General features: G+C 71.4%; 18 protein-coding genes and 2 tRNA genes. 13 read left to right on the forward strand and 7 right to left on the reverse strand.

Going from position 1 to position 15,495, the window contains the following annotated elements; genetic code table 11:
• Positions 1-6 precede the first annotated feature (6 nt).
• Positions 7-1,422 (forward strand): MFS transporter, encoded by a 1,416-nt coding sequence (locus BGO91_RS21570; RefSeq protein ID WP_290474788.1) that lies wholly within the window; start codon positions 7-9, stop codon positions 1,420-1,422.
• A gap of 38 nt (positions 1,423-1,460) precedes the next feature.
• Here BGO91_RS21570 and BGO91_RS21575 read toward each other — a convergent pair whose 3' ends face one another.
• Positions 1,461-2,294 carry a M55 family metallopeptidase gene (locus BGO91_RS21575; RefSeq protein ID WP_290474789.1) on the reverse strand — a complete coding sequence of 278 codons (834 nt, stop codon included), beginning with the start codon at positions 2,292-2,294 and terminating at the stop codon, positions 1,461-1,463.
• 214 nt (positions 2,295-2,508) lie between these two features.
• Positions 2,509-2,928 (reverse strand): hypothetical protein, encoded by a 420-nt coding sequence (locus tag BGO91_RS21580; protein ID WP_290474790.1) that lies wholly within the window; start codon positions 2,926-2,928, stop codon positions 2,509-2,511.
• On the opposite strand from BGO91_RS21580, the gene BGO91_RS21585 reads away from it, so the two are divergent.
• From BGO91_RS21585 to BGO91_RS21605, 5 genes are all read left to right on the forward strand, one after another.
• The gene (locus tag BGO91_RS21585; protein ID WP_290474791.1) at positions 2,927-3,439 is read left to right on the forward strand and encodes a hypothetical protein; all 513 of its coding nucleotides are present in this window, start codon (positions 2,927-2,929) and stop codon (positions 3,437-3,439) included. The two genes, BGO91_RS21580 and BGO91_RS21585, sit on opposite strands and share 2 nt — an antisense overlap.
• A 9-nt stretch (positions 3,440-3,448) precedes the next feature.
• The gene (locus tag BGO91_RS21590) at positions 3,449-3,952 is read left to right on the forward strand and encodes a hypothetical protein (protein ID WP_290474792.1); all 504 of its coding nucleotides are present in this window, start codon (positions 3,449-3,451) and stop codon (positions 3,950-3,952) included.
• A 73-nt stretch (positions 3,953-4,025) separates the two neighbouring features.
• Positions 4,026-4,187: a hypothetical protein gene (locus BGO91_RS21595; RefSeq protein ID WP_290474793.1), complete on the forward strand. Its 162-nt coding sequence runs from the start codon at positions 4,026-4,028 to the stop codon at positions 4,185-4,187.
• Positions 4,188-4,687: 500 nt separating this feature from the next.
• Positions 4,688-4,951, forward strand: coding sequence for a hypothetical protein (locus tag BGO91_RS21600; RefSeq protein WP_290474794.1), 264 nt, complete (start codon positions 4,688-4,690; stop codon positions 4,949-4,951).
• Between the two features lie 134 nt (positions 4,952-5,085).
• Entirely contained in the window at positions 5,086-5,718 is a 633-nt protein-coding gene (locus BGO91_RS21605; RefSeq protein WP_290474795.1) for a hypothetical protein, read from the forward strand.
• On the opposite strand, the gene BGO91_RS21610 is transcribed toward BGO91_RS21605, so the two are convergent.
• The 3 genes from BGO91_RS21610 to BGO91_RS21620 form a co-directional block, all read right to left on the reverse strand.
• A complete protein-coding gene (locus BGO91_RS21610; protein WP_290474796.1) occupies positions 5,715-5,897 on the reverse strand; it encodes a hypothetical protein in 183 nt (60 codons plus the stop codon). The genes BGO91_RS21605 and BGO91_RS21610 overlap by 4 nt on opposite strands.
• Before the next feature lie 214 nt (positions 5,898-6,111).
• Positions 6,112-6,188: transfer RNA gene (locus BGO91_RS21615), tRNA-Asp, on the reverse strand.
• A gap of 256 nt (positions 6,189-6,444) precedes the next feature.
• Positions 6,445-6,518, reverse strand: a tRNA-Leu gene (locus BGO91_RS21620).
• Between the two features lie 227 nt (positions 6,519-6,745).
• Between BGO91_RS21620 and BGO91_RS21625 the strand changes: the two genes are divergently transcribed.
• From BGO91_RS21625 to BGO91_RS21635, 3 genes are all read left to right on the forward strand, one after another.
• Positions 6,746-7,117, forward strand: a complete 372-nt coding sequence (locus BGO91_RS21625; protein ID WP_290474797.1) for a VOC family protein — start codon at positions 6,746-6,748, stop codon at positions 7,115-7,117.
• Between the two features lie 222 nt (positions 7,118-7,339).
• A complete protein-coding gene (locus BGO91_RS21630) occupies positions 7,340-7,711 on the forward strand; it encodes a YchJ family protein (protein ID WP_290474798.1) in 372 nt (123 codons plus the stop codon).
• A 1-nt stretch (position 7,712) separates the two neighbouring features.
• Positions 7,713-8,183: a hemerythrin domain-containing protein gene (locus tag BGO91_RS21635; RefSeq protein ID WP_290474799.1), complete on the forward strand. Its 471-nt coding sequence runs from the start codon at positions 7,713-7,715 to the stop codon at positions 8,181-8,183.
• A gap of 9 nt (positions 8,184-8,192) precedes the next feature.
• Here BGO91_RS21635 and BGO91_RS21640 read toward each other — a convergent pair whose 3' ends face one another.
• Positions 8,193-10,382 carry a hypothetical protein gene (locus BGO91_RS21640; RefSeq protein ID WP_290474800.1) on the reverse strand — a complete coding sequence of 730 codons (2,190 nt, stop codon included), beginning with the start codon at positions 10,380-10,382 and terminating at the stop codon, positions 8,193-8,195.
• A gap of 130 nt (positions 10,383-10,512) precedes the next feature.
• Here BGO91_RS21640 and BGO91_RS21645 point away from each other — a divergent pair, with 130 nt between their 5' ends.
• From BGO91_RS21645 to BGO91_RS21660, 4 genes are read left to right on the forward strand one after another with little or no spacing between them, the layout of a single operon-like run.
• The gene (locus BGO91_RS21645) at positions 10,513-11,196 is read left to right on the forward strand and encodes a TetR family transcriptional regulator (RefSeq protein WP_290474801.1); all 684 of its coding nucleotides are present in this window, start codon (positions 10,513-10,515) and stop codon (positions 11,194-11,196) included.
• Positions 11,193-12,449 (forward strand): MFS transporter, encoded by a 1,257-nt coding sequence (locus BGO91_RS21650; protein WP_290474802.1) that lies wholly within the window; start codon positions 11,193-11,195, stop codon positions 12,447-12,449. The genes BGO91_RS21645 and BGO91_RS21650 overlap by 4 nt, the downstream gene beginning before the upstream one ends.
• Complete coding sequence (locus tag BGO91_RS21655) at positions 12,449-13,714, forward strand: amino acid deaminase/aldolase (protein WP_290474803.1); 1,266 nt, start codon at positions 12,449-12,451, stop codon at positions 13,712-13,714. Before BGO91_RS21650 ends, BGO91_RS21655 begins: the two co-directional genes overlap by 1 nt.
• Complete coding sequence (locus tag BGO91_RS21660) at positions 13,711-15,033, forward strand: D-arabinono-1,4-lactone oxidase (RefSeq protein WP_290474804.1); 1,323 nt, start codon at positions 13,711-13,713, stop codon at positions 15,031-15,033. The genes BGO91_RS21655 and BGO91_RS21660 overlap by 4 nt, the downstream gene beginning before the upstream one ends.
• Before the next feature lie 3 nt (positions 15,034-15,036).
• Here the strand turns inward: BGO91_RS21660 and BGO91_RS21665 are convergent, their stop codons facing one another.
• On the reverse strand, positions 15,037-15,477 hold the full coding sequence (locus tag BGO91_RS21665) for a hypothetical protein (RefSeq protein ID WP_290474805.1): 441 nt from the start codon (positions 15,475-15,477) through the stop codon (positions 15,037-15,039).
• Positions 15,478-15,495 lie beyond the last annotated feature (18 nt).

Here is a 15,495-nt window from a genome sequence, read left to right on the forward strand (position 1 = left end):
GTCTGAATGATCTCGGGAGTCCTCACGGCCACCACCGACCGCACCGCCGCCGCCACCAAGCCCTTCGGCTGGCGCTTCACCGCACCCCTGCTGCTCGGGTCCACCCTCAACCCCATCAACAGCTCGATGCTCGCCACCGGCCTGCTCGCCATCGGCCTCGACTTCCACCTGGGGCCGGGCAAGACGGCGAGCCTGATCTCGGTGCTGTATCTGTGCAGTGCGATCATGCAGCCCACGATGGGCAAGCTGTCGACCGTGTTCGGGCCGCGCCGGGTGTTCGTGTCGGGCATCGTGATCCTGCTGATCGCGGGCGTGGTCGGGGCCGCCGCTCCTGACTTCGGTTTCCTCCTCGTCTCGCGCGCGCTGATCGGGATCGGTAGCTCGGCCGCCTACCCGACCGCGATGGCGATGGTCCGGCGGCGTGCCGACGAGCAGGGCGTGGGCGTCCCGTCGCGCGTGCTCGGCAACTTCTCCATCGCCGCGCAGATCACGGCGGTCGTCGGGCTCCCGCTCGGCGGCATCCTCGCCGGCGCGTTCGGCTGGCGTGCACTGTTCCTGGTGAACGTCCCGCTCGCGCTCATCGTGCTCACCTTCACCCTGCTCGGGGTCGAGAAGGATGCGCCGCGCGAGCGCGGTGGGGTGCGGTCGCTGCTCGTCTCCGTCGATCTGCCCGGCATCGGCCTCTTCGCCGCGACGATCGTCAGCCTCCTGCTCTTCCTCTCCAGCCTCTCCGCGCCGATCTGGTGGTTGCTCCCGATCGTCGTCGTGTGCGCCGCCCTCCTGATCCTCTGGGAGCGCCGTGCGTCCCGCCCGCTCATCGACGTGCGCATGCTCGGCAGCAACGGCCCGCTCCAGCGCACCTACCTGCGGCAGACGCTCTCCGCCCTCGTGAGCTACTCCACCCTGTACGGCGTGAGCCAGTGGATGGAGCAGTCGGCCGGATACACGCCGACGCAGGTCGGTCTCATCCTGCTGCCGCTCTCCGGCATCAGCATCGTGCTCGCCCGCATAGTGTCGAACCGCGGCTGGGTGCGCAGCCCCCTCCTGCTCGGCGCCCTCGCCATCGCGGCGGCCGCCACGCTGCTGCTGCTCATGGATGCGCACACGAGCGTCTGGCTCCTGCTCCTGATGGCCGCGCTGCTCGGCGTCGCCAACGGCCTCACCGGCTTCGCCAACCAGGCCAGCCTCTACGTGCAGGCCCCCGCCGGGGAGATCGCCGTCGCCTCCGGCCTCTACCGCACTTTCGCGTACATCGGCGCGATCTTCTCCTCCAGCCTCATCGGCATCACCTTCGGCGAGGCCGCCACCGACGCCGGCCTCCACACTCTCGCCTGGGTGATGGCCGGCATCGGCGTCGCGCTGCTCGTGATCACGGGGCTGGATCGGCGCATCCCGCGCGAGACGGCGGGGGAGCGGGCGTAGGAGGGTCCGAGCGCCCGGCGGTCGCGCGCGGCTGCGCCTTACCGGGCCGCGTACTGGCTCGCCAGCGTCGACCAGACGATGAGCAGGTCCAAAGCCTGGCGGGGCGTGCTCGCGCGGTAGCGGATCGTGCGGGCGTCCGTCCGCTCCGTCCCGGGGACCAGTGCGGCGAGGTCGGCGGCGCCGTTGACCCGCAGCTCGACCTCGACCACCAGCTCCGGTGGGATGGCGACCGGTGCGAGCCGGCCGTCGGCGGCGTTCCTCACGGCGTCGCGGGCTCCCGTCGCGATCGCCGTCCGCGCTGAAGCCGGATGCAGACTGCGTGCCGCGGTCCGGCCCACGGCCGTCTTCACCGGCACCGTCACCACCCCGGGGAACGTCCGGGCCGCGAGGGCGCAGATCGCGTCGTCGCCGGTCACCAGCCCGACCGGGACACCCAGCTCGGCCGCGACCAGCGCGTTCAGCTCCGCTTCGCTGAGCGAGTCGCCGTTGAGTCGCACATCCGCGAACGCGGCGCCGCTGAAGCTGTGCCCCAGGACCCCGGTCCGGCTCGCCGGGCCCACGTGGTAGCCGACGAACAGCACGACCCCGGTCTGCGGTGAGAGCTCCTGCAGCATGTCGAGCGGCTTCGGGTCCCCGATCACGAACTCGGCCCGCGGATCGAGCTCCTCGGCGAGCAGGTTGTCGCCCGCCGCGTGGCTGTCGTTCACCACGACCGACGTGGCGCCGCCGTCGAACGCACCGGCCACCGCCGCATTCGCCTCGGCCGTCATCAGCGCGCGGGCGGCCGGATAGTCACGCCCGCCGGAATGCAGCTGCTGCCGCGCGGCGATCCCCGCGACACCCTCCAGATCGACCGATATCAGCACGTCCACGGCGCCACCCTACTCCCGCGAAACGGGCGGGGATGGGGGCCGGGGCTGGGAGCTCCAGGTTGGGACAGCGAGTCCGCAAGGAATTGCTCGCCCATTTGTCCGCAGTCGGTCAGGAGCACTCACCCTAGTCCCCGCTCCTGGCGGGTGAAGCCGGATAACGGGCGGCCGCGCCGCCGCCACCGTTGCCAGTGTCCCACCTCCCGCACAGAATCAGTTAACGGACCCTGTCGGGTGGTAGCGCCGGATCTCGGTTCCGTGACGGCAGTGGCACCGCGAGGCCGAGCGAGCGGGAGAGACGGGGTGCGAGCGCGAGGCGGGCGAGGGCGGCCGCGGTGCCAGACCCGGCGACCAGGCGGATCAGCTCCTCGGCGAGCTGTGGAGGCGGGTACCGTGCGATCTGGTCGGCGGCGGGCTGCTGCAGCTCGGTGATGGCGCGGAGACGCTCGGGCAGGTCGGGGTAGACGTCCATGGCGCGCCGGATGCAACGGGCGAGGTACTGCTGCGGGCGGATCTCGATGCCGTTGTAGGTGTCGGCGATGATCGCGCCGAGCTCCTCCACGAGGGTCGCTGCGGCGACGTCCGGGTCCTGGAGGTAGACCGGCACGGCTGCTTCTCTCGATAGGATCTTCGCCATGGGGGGAATGACACTGCGCGAGGCCGAGCTGGGCGAAGCGATCCAGTCGCCGAAAGTGGCGCTATCGCTGCTGTTGCGTTACGAAGCAGAGCCGGAGCGGCTGACTGAGATGGAGCTGGAGGCGATTGCCGCAGCGTTCACTCGCGAGGCAAGCCAGGGACGCAACATCGCCGACGCGGCGTCAGTCCTAGCCGGGCTAATCGTCACGGTCCTCGTGGGCCTGCTAGCGATCTCTGTCTCGGTGCCGAAGCTTGCGGACAGCACCAACATGGTCGCGCTCGCCCTTGGCGTGCTCTTCTTCTTGATAGTTCTCGGGATGATGTACGGACTTCGGTTTGAGACCAGGGCGGAGAGTGTGCTCAGCAGCCTTGACCTGCTCCGTGTCCGTCGCGAGCGGCACATCATCGAAATGTCGCGAACGCGGAGGGGGCGACGCGCGCTCGTAGCACTGTGGATCTCAGCAGCGCCAGCGTCGCAGTCGACAGCGGCCATCGGGAAACCCCTTCGATAGCCTCTGGTCGTGTTCACTGCAACCACGCCATCGCCCGCGCCAGACGTCATTACGTCCGCGTCGTCGGGGAGTTCGGTCGTGGCCTGGATCGCGCTGGGGGTGTCGATCTGCGCCGCCCTATTCACCGGCATCTCGGCTCTGGTGAACTGGTGGAACCGGGCGGACAAGAAGCGCGTTTCGCTGGTGCTGGTCGGCTCCCTGGTGGAGGTGTTCTCGCGCTCATCGCCTCGGACCCGCACGGAGGAACTCTGGACTCTCCATAACGCAGGCGAGGGGTCGATTCTCACCCCGACCGCGCGTGTGGAAGGGCCTTTCGGCGAGACATACAGCCTCGCCGGCTCGGGAGCACTCAACGGGCATGGGCGACTGGTCATGAAGGCGGCGCGGGATGCGCCGCCAATGGCTGACGTGTTCTGGTCTCTTGGGAGCGCCACCGTGTCGTGGCACGAAGGCGGCCGGCTCCATGAAGTGTCAGCGAAGGTCTTGATCGAGTCGAGTCAACGCATAGAGTGACGACCCCCGACGGTCGATCTAGGAGCGAGCGTCAGCATTGCTGCAATGCCTCCACGGGCGGTACCTTCTCGTCATGAGCGAGGACCAAGCCCCGCACTGGCTGTATCGTTTCGGCCAGGACGGAGAACGCGAGCAGTTCGTGTGCACGTGCGCGATCGGTCGCGATCACGGAATCGACGAGCCGCTGCCCGCAGAGACGACCGATCACTCTCCTGCCGACCGGCCGCCGAGCTGACTCCGCACAGAGAGCGTCACGGTGCGCAGCTCCTTGTCGTAGGCGTGATGCACGATAACGAACTCGCGGCCGCTGACTCGACCGTCCGGCCGGGGATGGTATCGGCGTAGAGGGTGCTCGGAGCGAGCGCCGCCTGCGCGCGGTCGACGGCGTCCTGGGGGGCGGGCGGCGTCCTCACGGACGCGTCGCCGCCAGGCATGGAGCAGTCGATGATTGTGAGCATGGGTGCTTCCTTCTCGCTACTCGTCGCCGGCGGGCTCGGCGAGCACGGCCGCCAGTTCACTGGTCGTAACCGCGGCGTCGCCCAATTCGTCGTCGAACCGGGTGAGCGCGGACGCAAGCTCGCGCACCCCCTTCGGGCGTCAGCGCTTGGCGGATGCCTTCCGCCAGAGACCCCACAATGTCGACGTTGAAGCTGACCTGGAGTTCTCCGATTTCGACGGCCATCTACTCGTCCTCCCGTAAGCGGCATCCCGCGCCCGCTTGAGCGTGCGGATGAGGTGGTTCAGCTCGGCGCGGCCGAGGCTTCCCGTGAATACGCCGCGGCGAGTGATCGCCTGGTCCGCGTCGACCTCGGCCGCGATGCGGAGAAGGTCAGCGCGGTCGAGGGTAAGGCTGACCTGGGCGTGACAGGGGGCGGCGACCTCGTGGTCGCGGCGGGTCCAGTGGACGTACAGCTCTGGCTCGGTGACGATCACGGAACCGGCCGGCGGCTCGCCGTCCTCGTAGGGCTCGTTCTGAGAGGCGACGGGAGCCCCTCGTAGGCGGGCGGCGTGAGCAGGACCGGCTGACCGTGGTTGATCTGTTCGTTGGGCATGGTGCCCCTTCTGTCTTCGCCGCATGTCGCGGCCTGCCCGGCGTCGTGCCGAGAAGAGTGGTGGGCCGATACGCTCCAGGGATGAAGCAATGGCTGAGGCGGAACTGGAAGCCAGTCACGTTGGTCGCCGCCGGCGTGCTCGCGATCTTCGGTCTACCGGCGCTCCTGGCCCCGCTCGGGGTTGACGCTGGCGCGGTCTCGGCGACCGCTGGTGCGGTGTCTGCCGTTGCCGCCATGGTCGCCGCGGTTCAGAGTTCTTCGACCGCACGTGACGCCTCACGCGCATTGGCGCTCTCCACCAAGCCGCAGTTGATCGTGGAGCCACAGATCGTCTGGGTAGACGAGCCTCACACTGAGCAGGTCCGCGTTCTCGTGCGGAACACATCGCCGCACCGCGTGGAGAGCGCCGAGCTTCGCTGGCGGCTGCGCGACGGCTCCAAAGGCTCGCGCGTGCTCGGCCCGCTCGACGCCGCACCCCACGTCCCCAACCTTCTCTTCGGGAACCCGAGCAGCAGCTACGATCCTGTGCTCATCCCGAGCCCGGGCCGAATCAGCGGTACCGACGAGTTCTCGCTCACGTACACCGGGCGGTTTCCCGGAACCGGATGGCGGCTGCTTATGCCGATGATCGTTCGCTACGGGGACACCAGCGAGGACGCTGGGGTCCCCTGGCGCACCGGGGCAGGACAACCGGAGGACCGCGAGCTAACCTAGGCGGCCGGCTCCTCGTCGCCGATGCCGTCGAAGTGCGCCGGGTCGGGCGCAGGCGTGCCGTGCTCGGCGCGCAGCTTCGCGACCTCCTCGGCGATGCGTGGCTCGCCCCAGTCGGGGTTCGCGCGGCGCACCTTCGTGTCGAGGTTGATCGCCTTAGCGGCGTCGAGGAGGCTGACCACGCGGGCGTCCTTCTCGGGATCGGACTGCTACGTCGAGGGGAACTCGGCGTGACCTGGATCTCCGCGCTGCCGCCCTTGCCTGGGAAGAGGAGCCGGTCCAGCTCCAGGGCGACGGAGGTCCTCCGCGCGCAGGTGCGCCTCGAGTGGAGAAGCCACGCGATTGTGGGCGTCCCTAACGGGCGACAGGACAAGACCGGCGGAACGCGCGCGAGGGTGGCGGCCGTGACGGGGATCGAACCCGCGGCCTCCCGCTCGACAGGCGGGCGCTCTACTCTGCTGAGCTACACATCCACGTGCCCCGTTGTGCCAGCGGGGCCACGCTGCTCTGTCCACTTGTGACAGCGGATGCTCGGTCACGCCTCCGCGGCTACGACCCTCGACGTATGACGGCACCCGTTCGGCGACGACCTTTACTCCGTTTCGACGGGTCTCGATGACGCACGGGCTAGTTCAATAGCGTGCGATTTGCGGGCGATCTGGTCCGTCGACTAACACGGCAACCTTCCACCCACAAGCTTTTTCAAGGGGAGATCGGCATCGAGGCGCGTACCCCCAGTGGGACTCGAACCCACACTGAGGCGATTTTAAGTCGCCTGCCTCTGCCAATTGGGCTATGGGGGCCCGGCGACCATCGTAGCGAGCGCCGCGGAGGCGGCGTGCGGATGAGAAGAGGCGGCCTTACTTGCCGCGGTACGGCGACTTGACCATCTGCACGATCGCCGCGAGCGCGGTGATGCCACCGACGAGGACGACGAGCGAGATGATTCCGATGAGAACGCCTGACATGAGGTCAACGGTACACCCGCGCGGGCCTTGCCAGCGGCACGCCGGCGGGGGAGGGTGGGCGCATGATCCGGATCGGCTCGGTGGTGTGGGGTGTGCGGGATGTGCAGCGCGGGATCGCGTTCTGGACGGCGGTGCTCGGCTATGAGCCGGTGTACGAGCCGGACACGGATTGGGCGCTGCTCGCGCCGGTGGCGGGGCACGGTCCCCGGCTGGCGTTGAAGGAGGTCGGGACCGAGACGAACCGGTCGCCGCACCACCATCTCGATCTGTACGCGGACGATCAGAAGGCGGAGGTCGCTCGGCTGATCGGCTTGGGCGCGTCCGAGGTGGAGTGGGATTACGAGGACGGCGCCGACTACGTCGTACTCGCCGACCCGGACGGCAACCGGTTCTGCGTGGTGGCGGCCGGGCCCGCCGCCCGCGAACCGGCCTGAGCGGCGGCGGGGCGGCGACACGCGCGGGCGTGCGACGAGCGTTGTGAGAGGTCCTTCAGGCCGTCCATAGCTCACACTCACGTGGGCGTCGCACACTATTCGCAGGCACCCTTTCTGGTGAGGTGTCCTCCCCCCGGCCGAGGCTTGCGATCCCCCGATTTCCCGCCTCGGCCGGGTTCTCCGTCTCCGGCGCCGGGAGCGCGGCCCGGCTAGGCTCGTCGGGTGACTTCCGAGCGGTGCCCGTGCCTGAGCGGCCAGACGTACGACGAGTGCTGCGGGCCTCTCCATCGCGGGGAGCCGGCCCCGACGGCCGAGCGCCTGATGCGGTCCCGGTTCAGCGCCTTCGCGCTCGGCGACGCACCCTATCTGCGGCGCAGCTGGCACCCCTCCACCCGGCCCGACGAGCTCGACCTCGACGACGGCCTCCGCTGGTACCGGCTCGACATCGAGCGGACCGAGCGCGGGGGACCGTTCGACCGGGAGGGCGTGGTCGAGTTCCGCGCGTTCTACCGCGGTTCCGAGCGCGGCGAGCTGCACGAGACCTCCCGCTTCGTGAAGGACGGGCGGGACTGGTTCTACGTGGAGGCGCTCTAGCGTGGGCGGCGGCGAGACGGACCGGCTGATCGCCTGGACCGACGAACTGCGCGGCGTGCACACGCGGCTCCGCCGGACCCTGTCCGTCGTGCAGGATGCGCTCGCGGCGGGGGAGCCCGCGCAGGCGGCCAGCCGCGACCTCCTCCTGTACTGCCACGGCTTCTGCACGGCGCTCACCGGGCACCACGAGGGCGAGGACCGCGAGCTCTTCCCGGCGATCGCGGCCGCGCACCCGGAGCTCCGCGACACCCTGGCGCAGCTGACGCACGATCACACGATGATCGCGCACCTCATCGGAGGGCTGCAGTCCGCCGTCGACGCCGCGGCCACCCAGGAGGAGCTCGAGCGGCACGTCGAGGGCATCGCCGCGATCATGGAGAACCACTTCCGCTACGAGGAGCGCCGGCTGCTCACGGTGCTGGAGACGCTGGCGCTGGACGCCGACCCGGAGCGCGTGCTCGGGCCGCTGTGAGGAGCGCTCCTAGCGCGCGGGCTCCACGTACCGCTCCCAGAGCCACGCCGACACGCTGAGCACGGCGAACGCCAGGGCGACGACGGTCGCGGCGATCATCCCCCCGCCGGTCTCGACCAGCGAGGCGACGGGCAAAAGCAGCGCGAAGAGCAGGGTGTAGACGACGAGGCTCAACCCCGTCCACATCAGGCGGCTCCACTGGAAGATCGCCCGGCCGGCCAGTCCGCCCAGCGGCAGCAGGGCGATCGCGCTGGACCCGAGGCCCACCATGGCGAGAGCGTTGGCGCACTCCACGACGAACGCCGACACCGCGCCCGACGGCGCCGGGAGGACACCGGTCAGCAGCCAGGCGAGCACCCCGAGGGCGGCCGTGGCGGAGACCTGCACCGCCGAGATGCGTCCGCGCGCGACGCGGCCCAGCTCGGGAGCGATCGTCACCCCGAGCACCAGCCCGAACAGGAGGGCGGGCTCCAGGCCGAACACCCGCGAACCGAGGGCGGCGACGGCGACGAGCACCAACATCCCGGGCCGCACGACCACCGGGGGGACCGCCAGGTGGAGCTGTCGGGCGAGCCCGCGGGCCGAGAGCACCCAGACCGCGTTGACGACCACGATCGCGATGACGACCGCGATCAGCAGGCGGACGTAGGCGCCCGGATCCCGGACCGAGGTGGACAGGGTCACGAGGGCGGCGGCCAGCACGCCGGTGAGCGGCACCAGCCAGACGGGCCGGCGAGCGGCCGGCGCAGCAGGCTCCGCGTCCGCCGTGCGACGGCCGAGGAGGGCTTCGGCCTCGCCCAGTTCGCCGCGCGCCCGGTTGCGGCCGAAGATCGAGGAGCGCGCGCGGGGCACGTCACCGGCGGCTGCCCGCGCGGCACGGCTGCGGGAGATGGTGGCCGCCAGCAGGCGCGCGGGAAGGACCAGCAGCACGAGCGCCGAGAGCGCGAGCAGCACGGACCGCAGCCAGCCTGGGAAGGCCTCGGCCGAGACCACGGGGGCGGAGGCCGTGCTGAACGGGGTGTCGATCCAGTCCTTGGCGCCGGGGAGCTGGCCGCCGGCCGCGGGCGGCACCGGGTTGGTCGTCCCGGGTGGAACCACCGTGGTCGGTGCGGGCGTCGGAGTCGGCGTCGGCTTGGGCTTACGCGTGGCCGGCGGGGCGGCGGGTGCGCCGGCGGGGGCGACGGTGATCGCCACCGAGTTGCTGCCCGCGCTGATGTTCCCGGCCGCGTCGCGCTGGAGCGCGGTGATCAGGAACCCGCCCTCGGGCAGGGTCCCGGTGCACGACCACGCGGCGCCCGCCACCGGGGCCGTGCAGGCGACGCTGGTGCCCGCGGAGGTGTTGGCGTAGACGGTGACCGTTCCGCCGTCCTCACCGGCTCCGCCGAACGTCATCGACTCGCCCGGGTTCACGGTGGTGCCGGGCGCGGGCGACGTGATGGTGGGCGCGGGAGGCGCGGACGTGTCGACCGTGATGGCCACGGGCGCGCTCGCGGCGCTGCGGGTGCCGGAGAACGGGGCGACCTGGGTGGCGGTGACGGTGTGCCGGCCGTCGGGCAGCGAACCGGTCAGCACGCATCCCCAGGCCCCGGTCGAGTCGGCGGGGAACTGGCAGGTCGCGCCGGTGTCGGCGGTGACCGTGACCCGGGCGCCGGGGTACGCCGTCCCGCGCACCCCTCCGCCGGACGGGGAGCCGTCCGAGAGGAGCACCGGAGGGGAGAGGACGGCGACGCGCGCCGTGTCGGCCTGCCCGGTGGCGGCCGACTCGGCACGGATGGTGACGCTGGGGCCGTCAGGCAGTGCGCGCAGATCGCAGGAGAACCGGCCGGACGGATCGACGGTCGCCTCGCACCGGTTCGCGGCCGAACCGGCGCCACCGGCGGAGACGGCGATGGTGTCCCCGGGTTCGCCGCTGCCGCGGACGGTGAACGGGAAGCGGGTGACGAGGTCGGTGCCCGGGGCGTCGAGGGTGACGGGCGACGCGGGCGGGGTGGGGGTGCCGGATGAGGGCACCGTCGCGGACGGCCGATCGGGGGCCGGTGTGCCGTCCGGGGCGGCCGTCGCGGGGAGGGCCAGGCCCAGGACGCCCGCGGCGGCGAGGAGGATCGCGGCGATGGTGGTGGAGGCGAGTGCACGGCGGCGCAGTCCGGTCGCCCCCCGCGACCGGACTGGAGGAGAAGTATCAGAGAAGTACACCCGCATTCCACCCCATTCCAGGGGGCCGGGCCGGGGCGTGTCAAACCACCGGGCCGGATTTGGGGCATACTGACATCTGGGTCAACCGTCCCACTTTCTCGCGCACCGTCGCACGAGGCATCCCGAGGAGACTCCGATGACGCGCATCCCGCCCGCCGCTCGTCGTACCGCCCTCGTCCAGGCTGCCCTCCGGGTGGTCGCCCGGGACGGCGTGGCCGCCGCCACCACCCGACGCATCGTGGCCGAGGCCGGGATGCCGCTGGCCAGCTTCCACTACGTGTTCTCCTCCCGCGACGAGCTGATGGCCGAGCTGGTCGAACTCGCGGTGGCGGGGGAGCAGTCGGACCTGGAGCCGGCGTTCGACCCGCCGCCCGCCGACCTGCGCGACGCGATCCGCAGCGGGCTCGAGCACTACTTCGAGGGCGTCCGCGCCGATCCGGACCGCGAGAAGGCGATGTTCGAGCTCACCCAGTGGGCGCTGCGCGACGCGGCCTTCGCGCCCCTCGCCGGGCGGCAGTACGAGCGCTACTACGAAGTCGCCGAGCGGGCCGCCGTCGACGCGGCCCGGCTCACCGGGAGCACCTGGTCCCTCCCGACCGCGGACGTCGCCCGTCTGCTCGTCACCCTGACGGACGGCCTCACCGTCGCCTGGCTCGCCACCCGCGACGACCGCGCTGCCGCCGCCACCATCGACTTCGCCGCCGGAGCGCTCGCCGCCCTCGCGACGACCGCACCATCCGCACCGCCTGCACCATCCGCACCGCCTGCACCACCCGCGTCACCCTCCGCATCCCTCCTCCCGAACGCAGGTGCCCGATGACCGACACATCCACCCCGGCGGTCTTCGCCGAACCCACGCGCCGCATTCCGGGCCGCTGGATCGCCTTCTTCGCCATCGCCTGGCTGGGGGTGTGGATGGCGCAGCTCGCGCCCATCCAGAAGCTGCTGCCCGACCAGGTGCAGACGCAGCTGCACACCACGTACTGGGTCGACAACGTCGTCGTCTTCGGCATCATCTCGGGCATCTCCGGGGTGTGCGCGATCATCGCCTACCCGTTGACCGGCGCCCTCTCCGACCGCACGACCAGCCGGTTCGGGAGGCGGCGCCCCTGGATCGCGGGCGGCGCACTGCTGTTCGCCGCCTCGCTCCTCCTGCTCGGGCTGCAGACCTCGATCGTCGGCATCGGCGTCTTCTGGTCCCTCGCCCTCACCGGGTTCTGCGTGCTGACCGCGGCGCTCACGGCGACGATCAGCGACCAGGTCCCCGTCGCCCAGCGCGGCTACGTCTCGGGCTGGATCAGCGCCCCGCAGGCCATCGGCATCATCCTCGGCGTCTCGCTCGTCACCTACGTGTTCGTGGGCGCGGTCGTCGGCTACGCGGCGATGGCGGTGCTCCTGCTCGTCCTGGTGCTGCCGTTCCTCTTCCTGCCGGACGCCGTGCTGCCGAAGGAGCTGCGCCAGGCGATGACGGCGCGCAGCCTCATCGAGGGGCTCTGGATCAGCCCGCGCGAGCACCCCGACTTCGGCTGGACCCTGCTGAGCCGCATCCTGGTGAACTTCGGCAACGCCTTCGGCACCTCGCTGCTGCTCTACTTCCTCGAGTTCGGCCTCAAGGATCCGGACGCCGACGACGACCTCCTCATCCTGATCCTCATCTACATGGTGTTCGTCATCATCGCGTCGCTCGTCTTCGGGCGGCTGTCGGACCGGCTGGGGCGGCGCAAGGCGTTCGTCTTCCTGTCGTCGGCCATCCAGGGCGTCGCCGCGCTGCTGCTGGCGTTCGTCCCCGAGCTGACCGCCGCGATGATCGCCGCCGGCCTCCTCGGACTCGGCTACGGCTGCTTCCTGTCGGTCGACCAGGCGCTCGCGACCCAGGTGCTCCCCGACCCGGAGAGCCGCGGCAAAGACCTCGGCATCATGAACATCGCCACCGCCGTCCCCCAGGCGATGGCGCCGCTGATCGGCGCCGGCATCGTCGCCGCGCTCGGCGGGTTCATGGGCCTCTTCATCCTGTCCGGATTGTTCGCGTTCGCGGGTGCTCTCGCGGTCGCCCGAGTGAAAGCGGTGCGCTGATGGATCTGACCACCCCGCCCACCCCCGCCCAACGCACCTGGACCACGCCCGACGTGTTCTGGCCGTCCCTCTCCGCCGCCACCACGCGGCTGGACCCGGCGCTCGCCGTGCTGCACCTCCCGGCGCTGCGCCACAACACGCACGACATGCTGCGGCGAGCGGGCGGGAAGACCATCCGCGTCGCCTCCAAATCGGTGCGCGTGCGCTCGGTGCTGGACGCGGTGCTCGCCCTGCCCGGCTACGCGGGCGTGCTGGCCTACACCCTCCCGGAGGCGCTCTGGCTGGCCGAGGGGGACGCCGAGCACCCGCCGATCGAGGACGTCGTCGTCGGCTACCCGACGGCCGACCGCGGTGCCATCGCCCGGCTCGCGCAGTCGCCCGAGCTCGCTGCGCGCGTCACGCTGATGGTCGACTCCGTCGCCCACCTCGACTTCATCGACGCGGTCGTGCCGCCCGCCGACCGCGAGAGCATCCGGCTCTGCCTCGAGCTCGACTCCTCGTGGGACGCCCCGGTGCTCGGCCACATCGGCGTCTTCCGGTCGCCGCTGCACACCGTCGAGCAGGTGCGGGCGGTCGCCGAGGAGATCGTGCGCCGCCCGGGCTTCCAGCTGGTCGGGATGATGGGCTACGAGGCGCAGATCGCCGGCCAGGGGGACAACCCGGCCGGGCGTCCCGCCTGGGGCGCCACCCTGCGCTGGATGCAGAAGAACTCGCAGGACGAGCTCCTCACCCGCCGCGGGGAGGCCGTCGCAGCGGTTCGCGCGCTCGCCGACCTGGAGTTCGTCAACGGCGGCGGGACCGGCTCGCTGGAGTTCACCTCCCGCGACGACGCGGTCACCGAGATCGCCGCCGGCAGCGGGCTGTTCGGCGGCCACCTGTTCGACACCTATCGCGGGTTCCGGCCGGCGCCGGCGGCCTCCTTCGCCCTGTCGGTCGTTCGTCGTCCGGGACCGGACATCGCGACGCTCCTCGGCGGCGGCTGGATCGCGTCCGGGCCTCCCGGAGCCGACCGGATGCCGAAGGTCGTCTGGCCCACCGGCCTGACGATGGTGGACCGCGAGATGGCCGGCGAGGTGCAGACGCCGCTCACCGGCGCCGCCGCCAGCGTGATGCGCGTCGGCGACCGCGTCTGGCTGCGCCACACCAAGTCGGGCGAGCTGAGCGAGCACGTCGACGTCTTCCACCTCGTGGACGTCGTGGACGGCCGCGCGACGGTCGTCGGCGAGACCCCGAGCTACCGCGGCGAGGGCAAGGTGTTCCTGTGACGGCGGTCGACCCGCGCACGGGCGTCTGGCGCAACTGGGGCCGCAGCGAGTCCATCCGCCCCCAGCGCATCGAGCGCCCCGCGACCCCGGAGGCGGTGCAGCGGGCCGTCGCGGCCGCCGCGAAGCAGCGGATGCGCGTCAAGGCGATCGGCGCCGGGCACAGCTTCACCGCGATCTCGGCCGCCCCCGGCGTGCTCCTCGACCTGGAGGCGCTGAGCGGCGTCCTCGACGTCGACCTCGAGCGCGCCCGCGTCACGCTCGCCGCGGGGACGCACCTGCACCAGCTGCCCGCACTGCTGCGCCCGCACGGCCTCGCCCTGCAGAACATGGGCGACATCGACCGGCAGACCGTCGCCGGTGCGACCTCCACCGGCACGCACGGCACCGGCGGGTCGTTCGGCGGCCTCGCGACCCAGATCGTCGCCCTCACGCTCGTGACCGGCGAGGGGGAGGTGCTGCGCATCAGCGAGACCGAGAACGCCGAGCTGCTGCCGGCCGCACGCCTCGGGCTCGGCGCGCTGGGCGTCATCCTCGACCTCACCCTCCAGTGCGTCCCGGCGTTCCTGCTCCAGGCGGTCGAGCGGCCCGAGCCCCTGCAGGACGCGATCGACGGCTACCTCGAACGGTCGGCCGGCGAGGACCACTTCGAGTTCTACTGGTTCCCGCACACCGAGACCGCGCTGACCAAGACCAATACGCGGCTGCCCCTCACCGAGCGGCGCGCCCCGCTCTCCGCGGTCGGGCGGTGGATGGACGACGAGCTCCTCGCCAACGGCCTCTACCGCGGCGTGTGCGCGGTCGGCACCGTGGTGCCCGCCATCGTGCCGCCGTTCAGCGGGCTCGCGCAGAAGCTCACCGGCAACCGCGACTTCACCGACCACTCGCCGCGGGTCTACGTCACGAACCGCACCGTCCGCTTCCGCGAGATGGAGTACGCGATCCCGCGCGAGGCCGTCCCCGAGGCGCTCGCCGAGGTGAAGGCCCTCATCGAGAAGCGCGGCTGGCGCATCTCGTTCCCGATCGAGGTGCGCTCGGCCGCCGCCGACGAGAACTGGCTCTCGACCGCGTACGGCCGCGAGACCGGCTACATCGCCGTGCACCGGTACTACCGGGAGGACCCGGCCGCGTATTTCCACGCCGTCGAGGAGATCATGATGGCGCACGGCGGCCGCCCGCACTGGGGCAAGATGCACTACCGCGACGCGGACTCGCTGCGCACCGTGTACCCGCGCTTCGACGACTTCCTCGCCGTGCGCGATCGGCTGGACCCGCAGCGCCGCTTCGAGAACACCTACCTGCGGCGGGTGCTGGGGGAGTAGGGGTCAGCGCGCGGGCGGTGCCGCGTACGCGTAGGCGTCCACGAGCAGCCAGCGGGCGCCGCTGTCGTCGCGCGCCTTGCGCAGGCGGAGCTCGACGCCCTGCGGCGACGGGACGGGGCGTCCGACCTGGAGCCGACGCACGTCGACCCCGGGATGCCCGGCACGCGTGAGGGCGTCGGCGAGATCGTTGCGTTGAGCGGATTGCTGGTTGTAGACGATCGCGACCCCGACGAAGCCGAGGATGATCAGCACCGCCGCGAGGACGAGGAGGATCGTCGCCGTCCCCACGGTGCCGCCGCCGTAGAGGGCGGCGAACATCAGCGCGAAGAACGAGAGGAAGGCGACGAGACCCAGGGCCAGAGCGGTGATGCCGATGGCCTTCCAGGTCACGATGGCGGATCCCTGCCGGTCCGGCAGGGAGACGCCGCTGCTAGCGGGCTGCACGGTCGCGACCTCCTGGCT

This window comes from Leifsonia sp. 71-9 (assembly GCF_001898805.1).
Classification (GTDB): domain Bacteria; phylum Actinomycetota; class Actinomycetes; order Actinomycetales; family Microbacteriaceae; genus Leifsonia.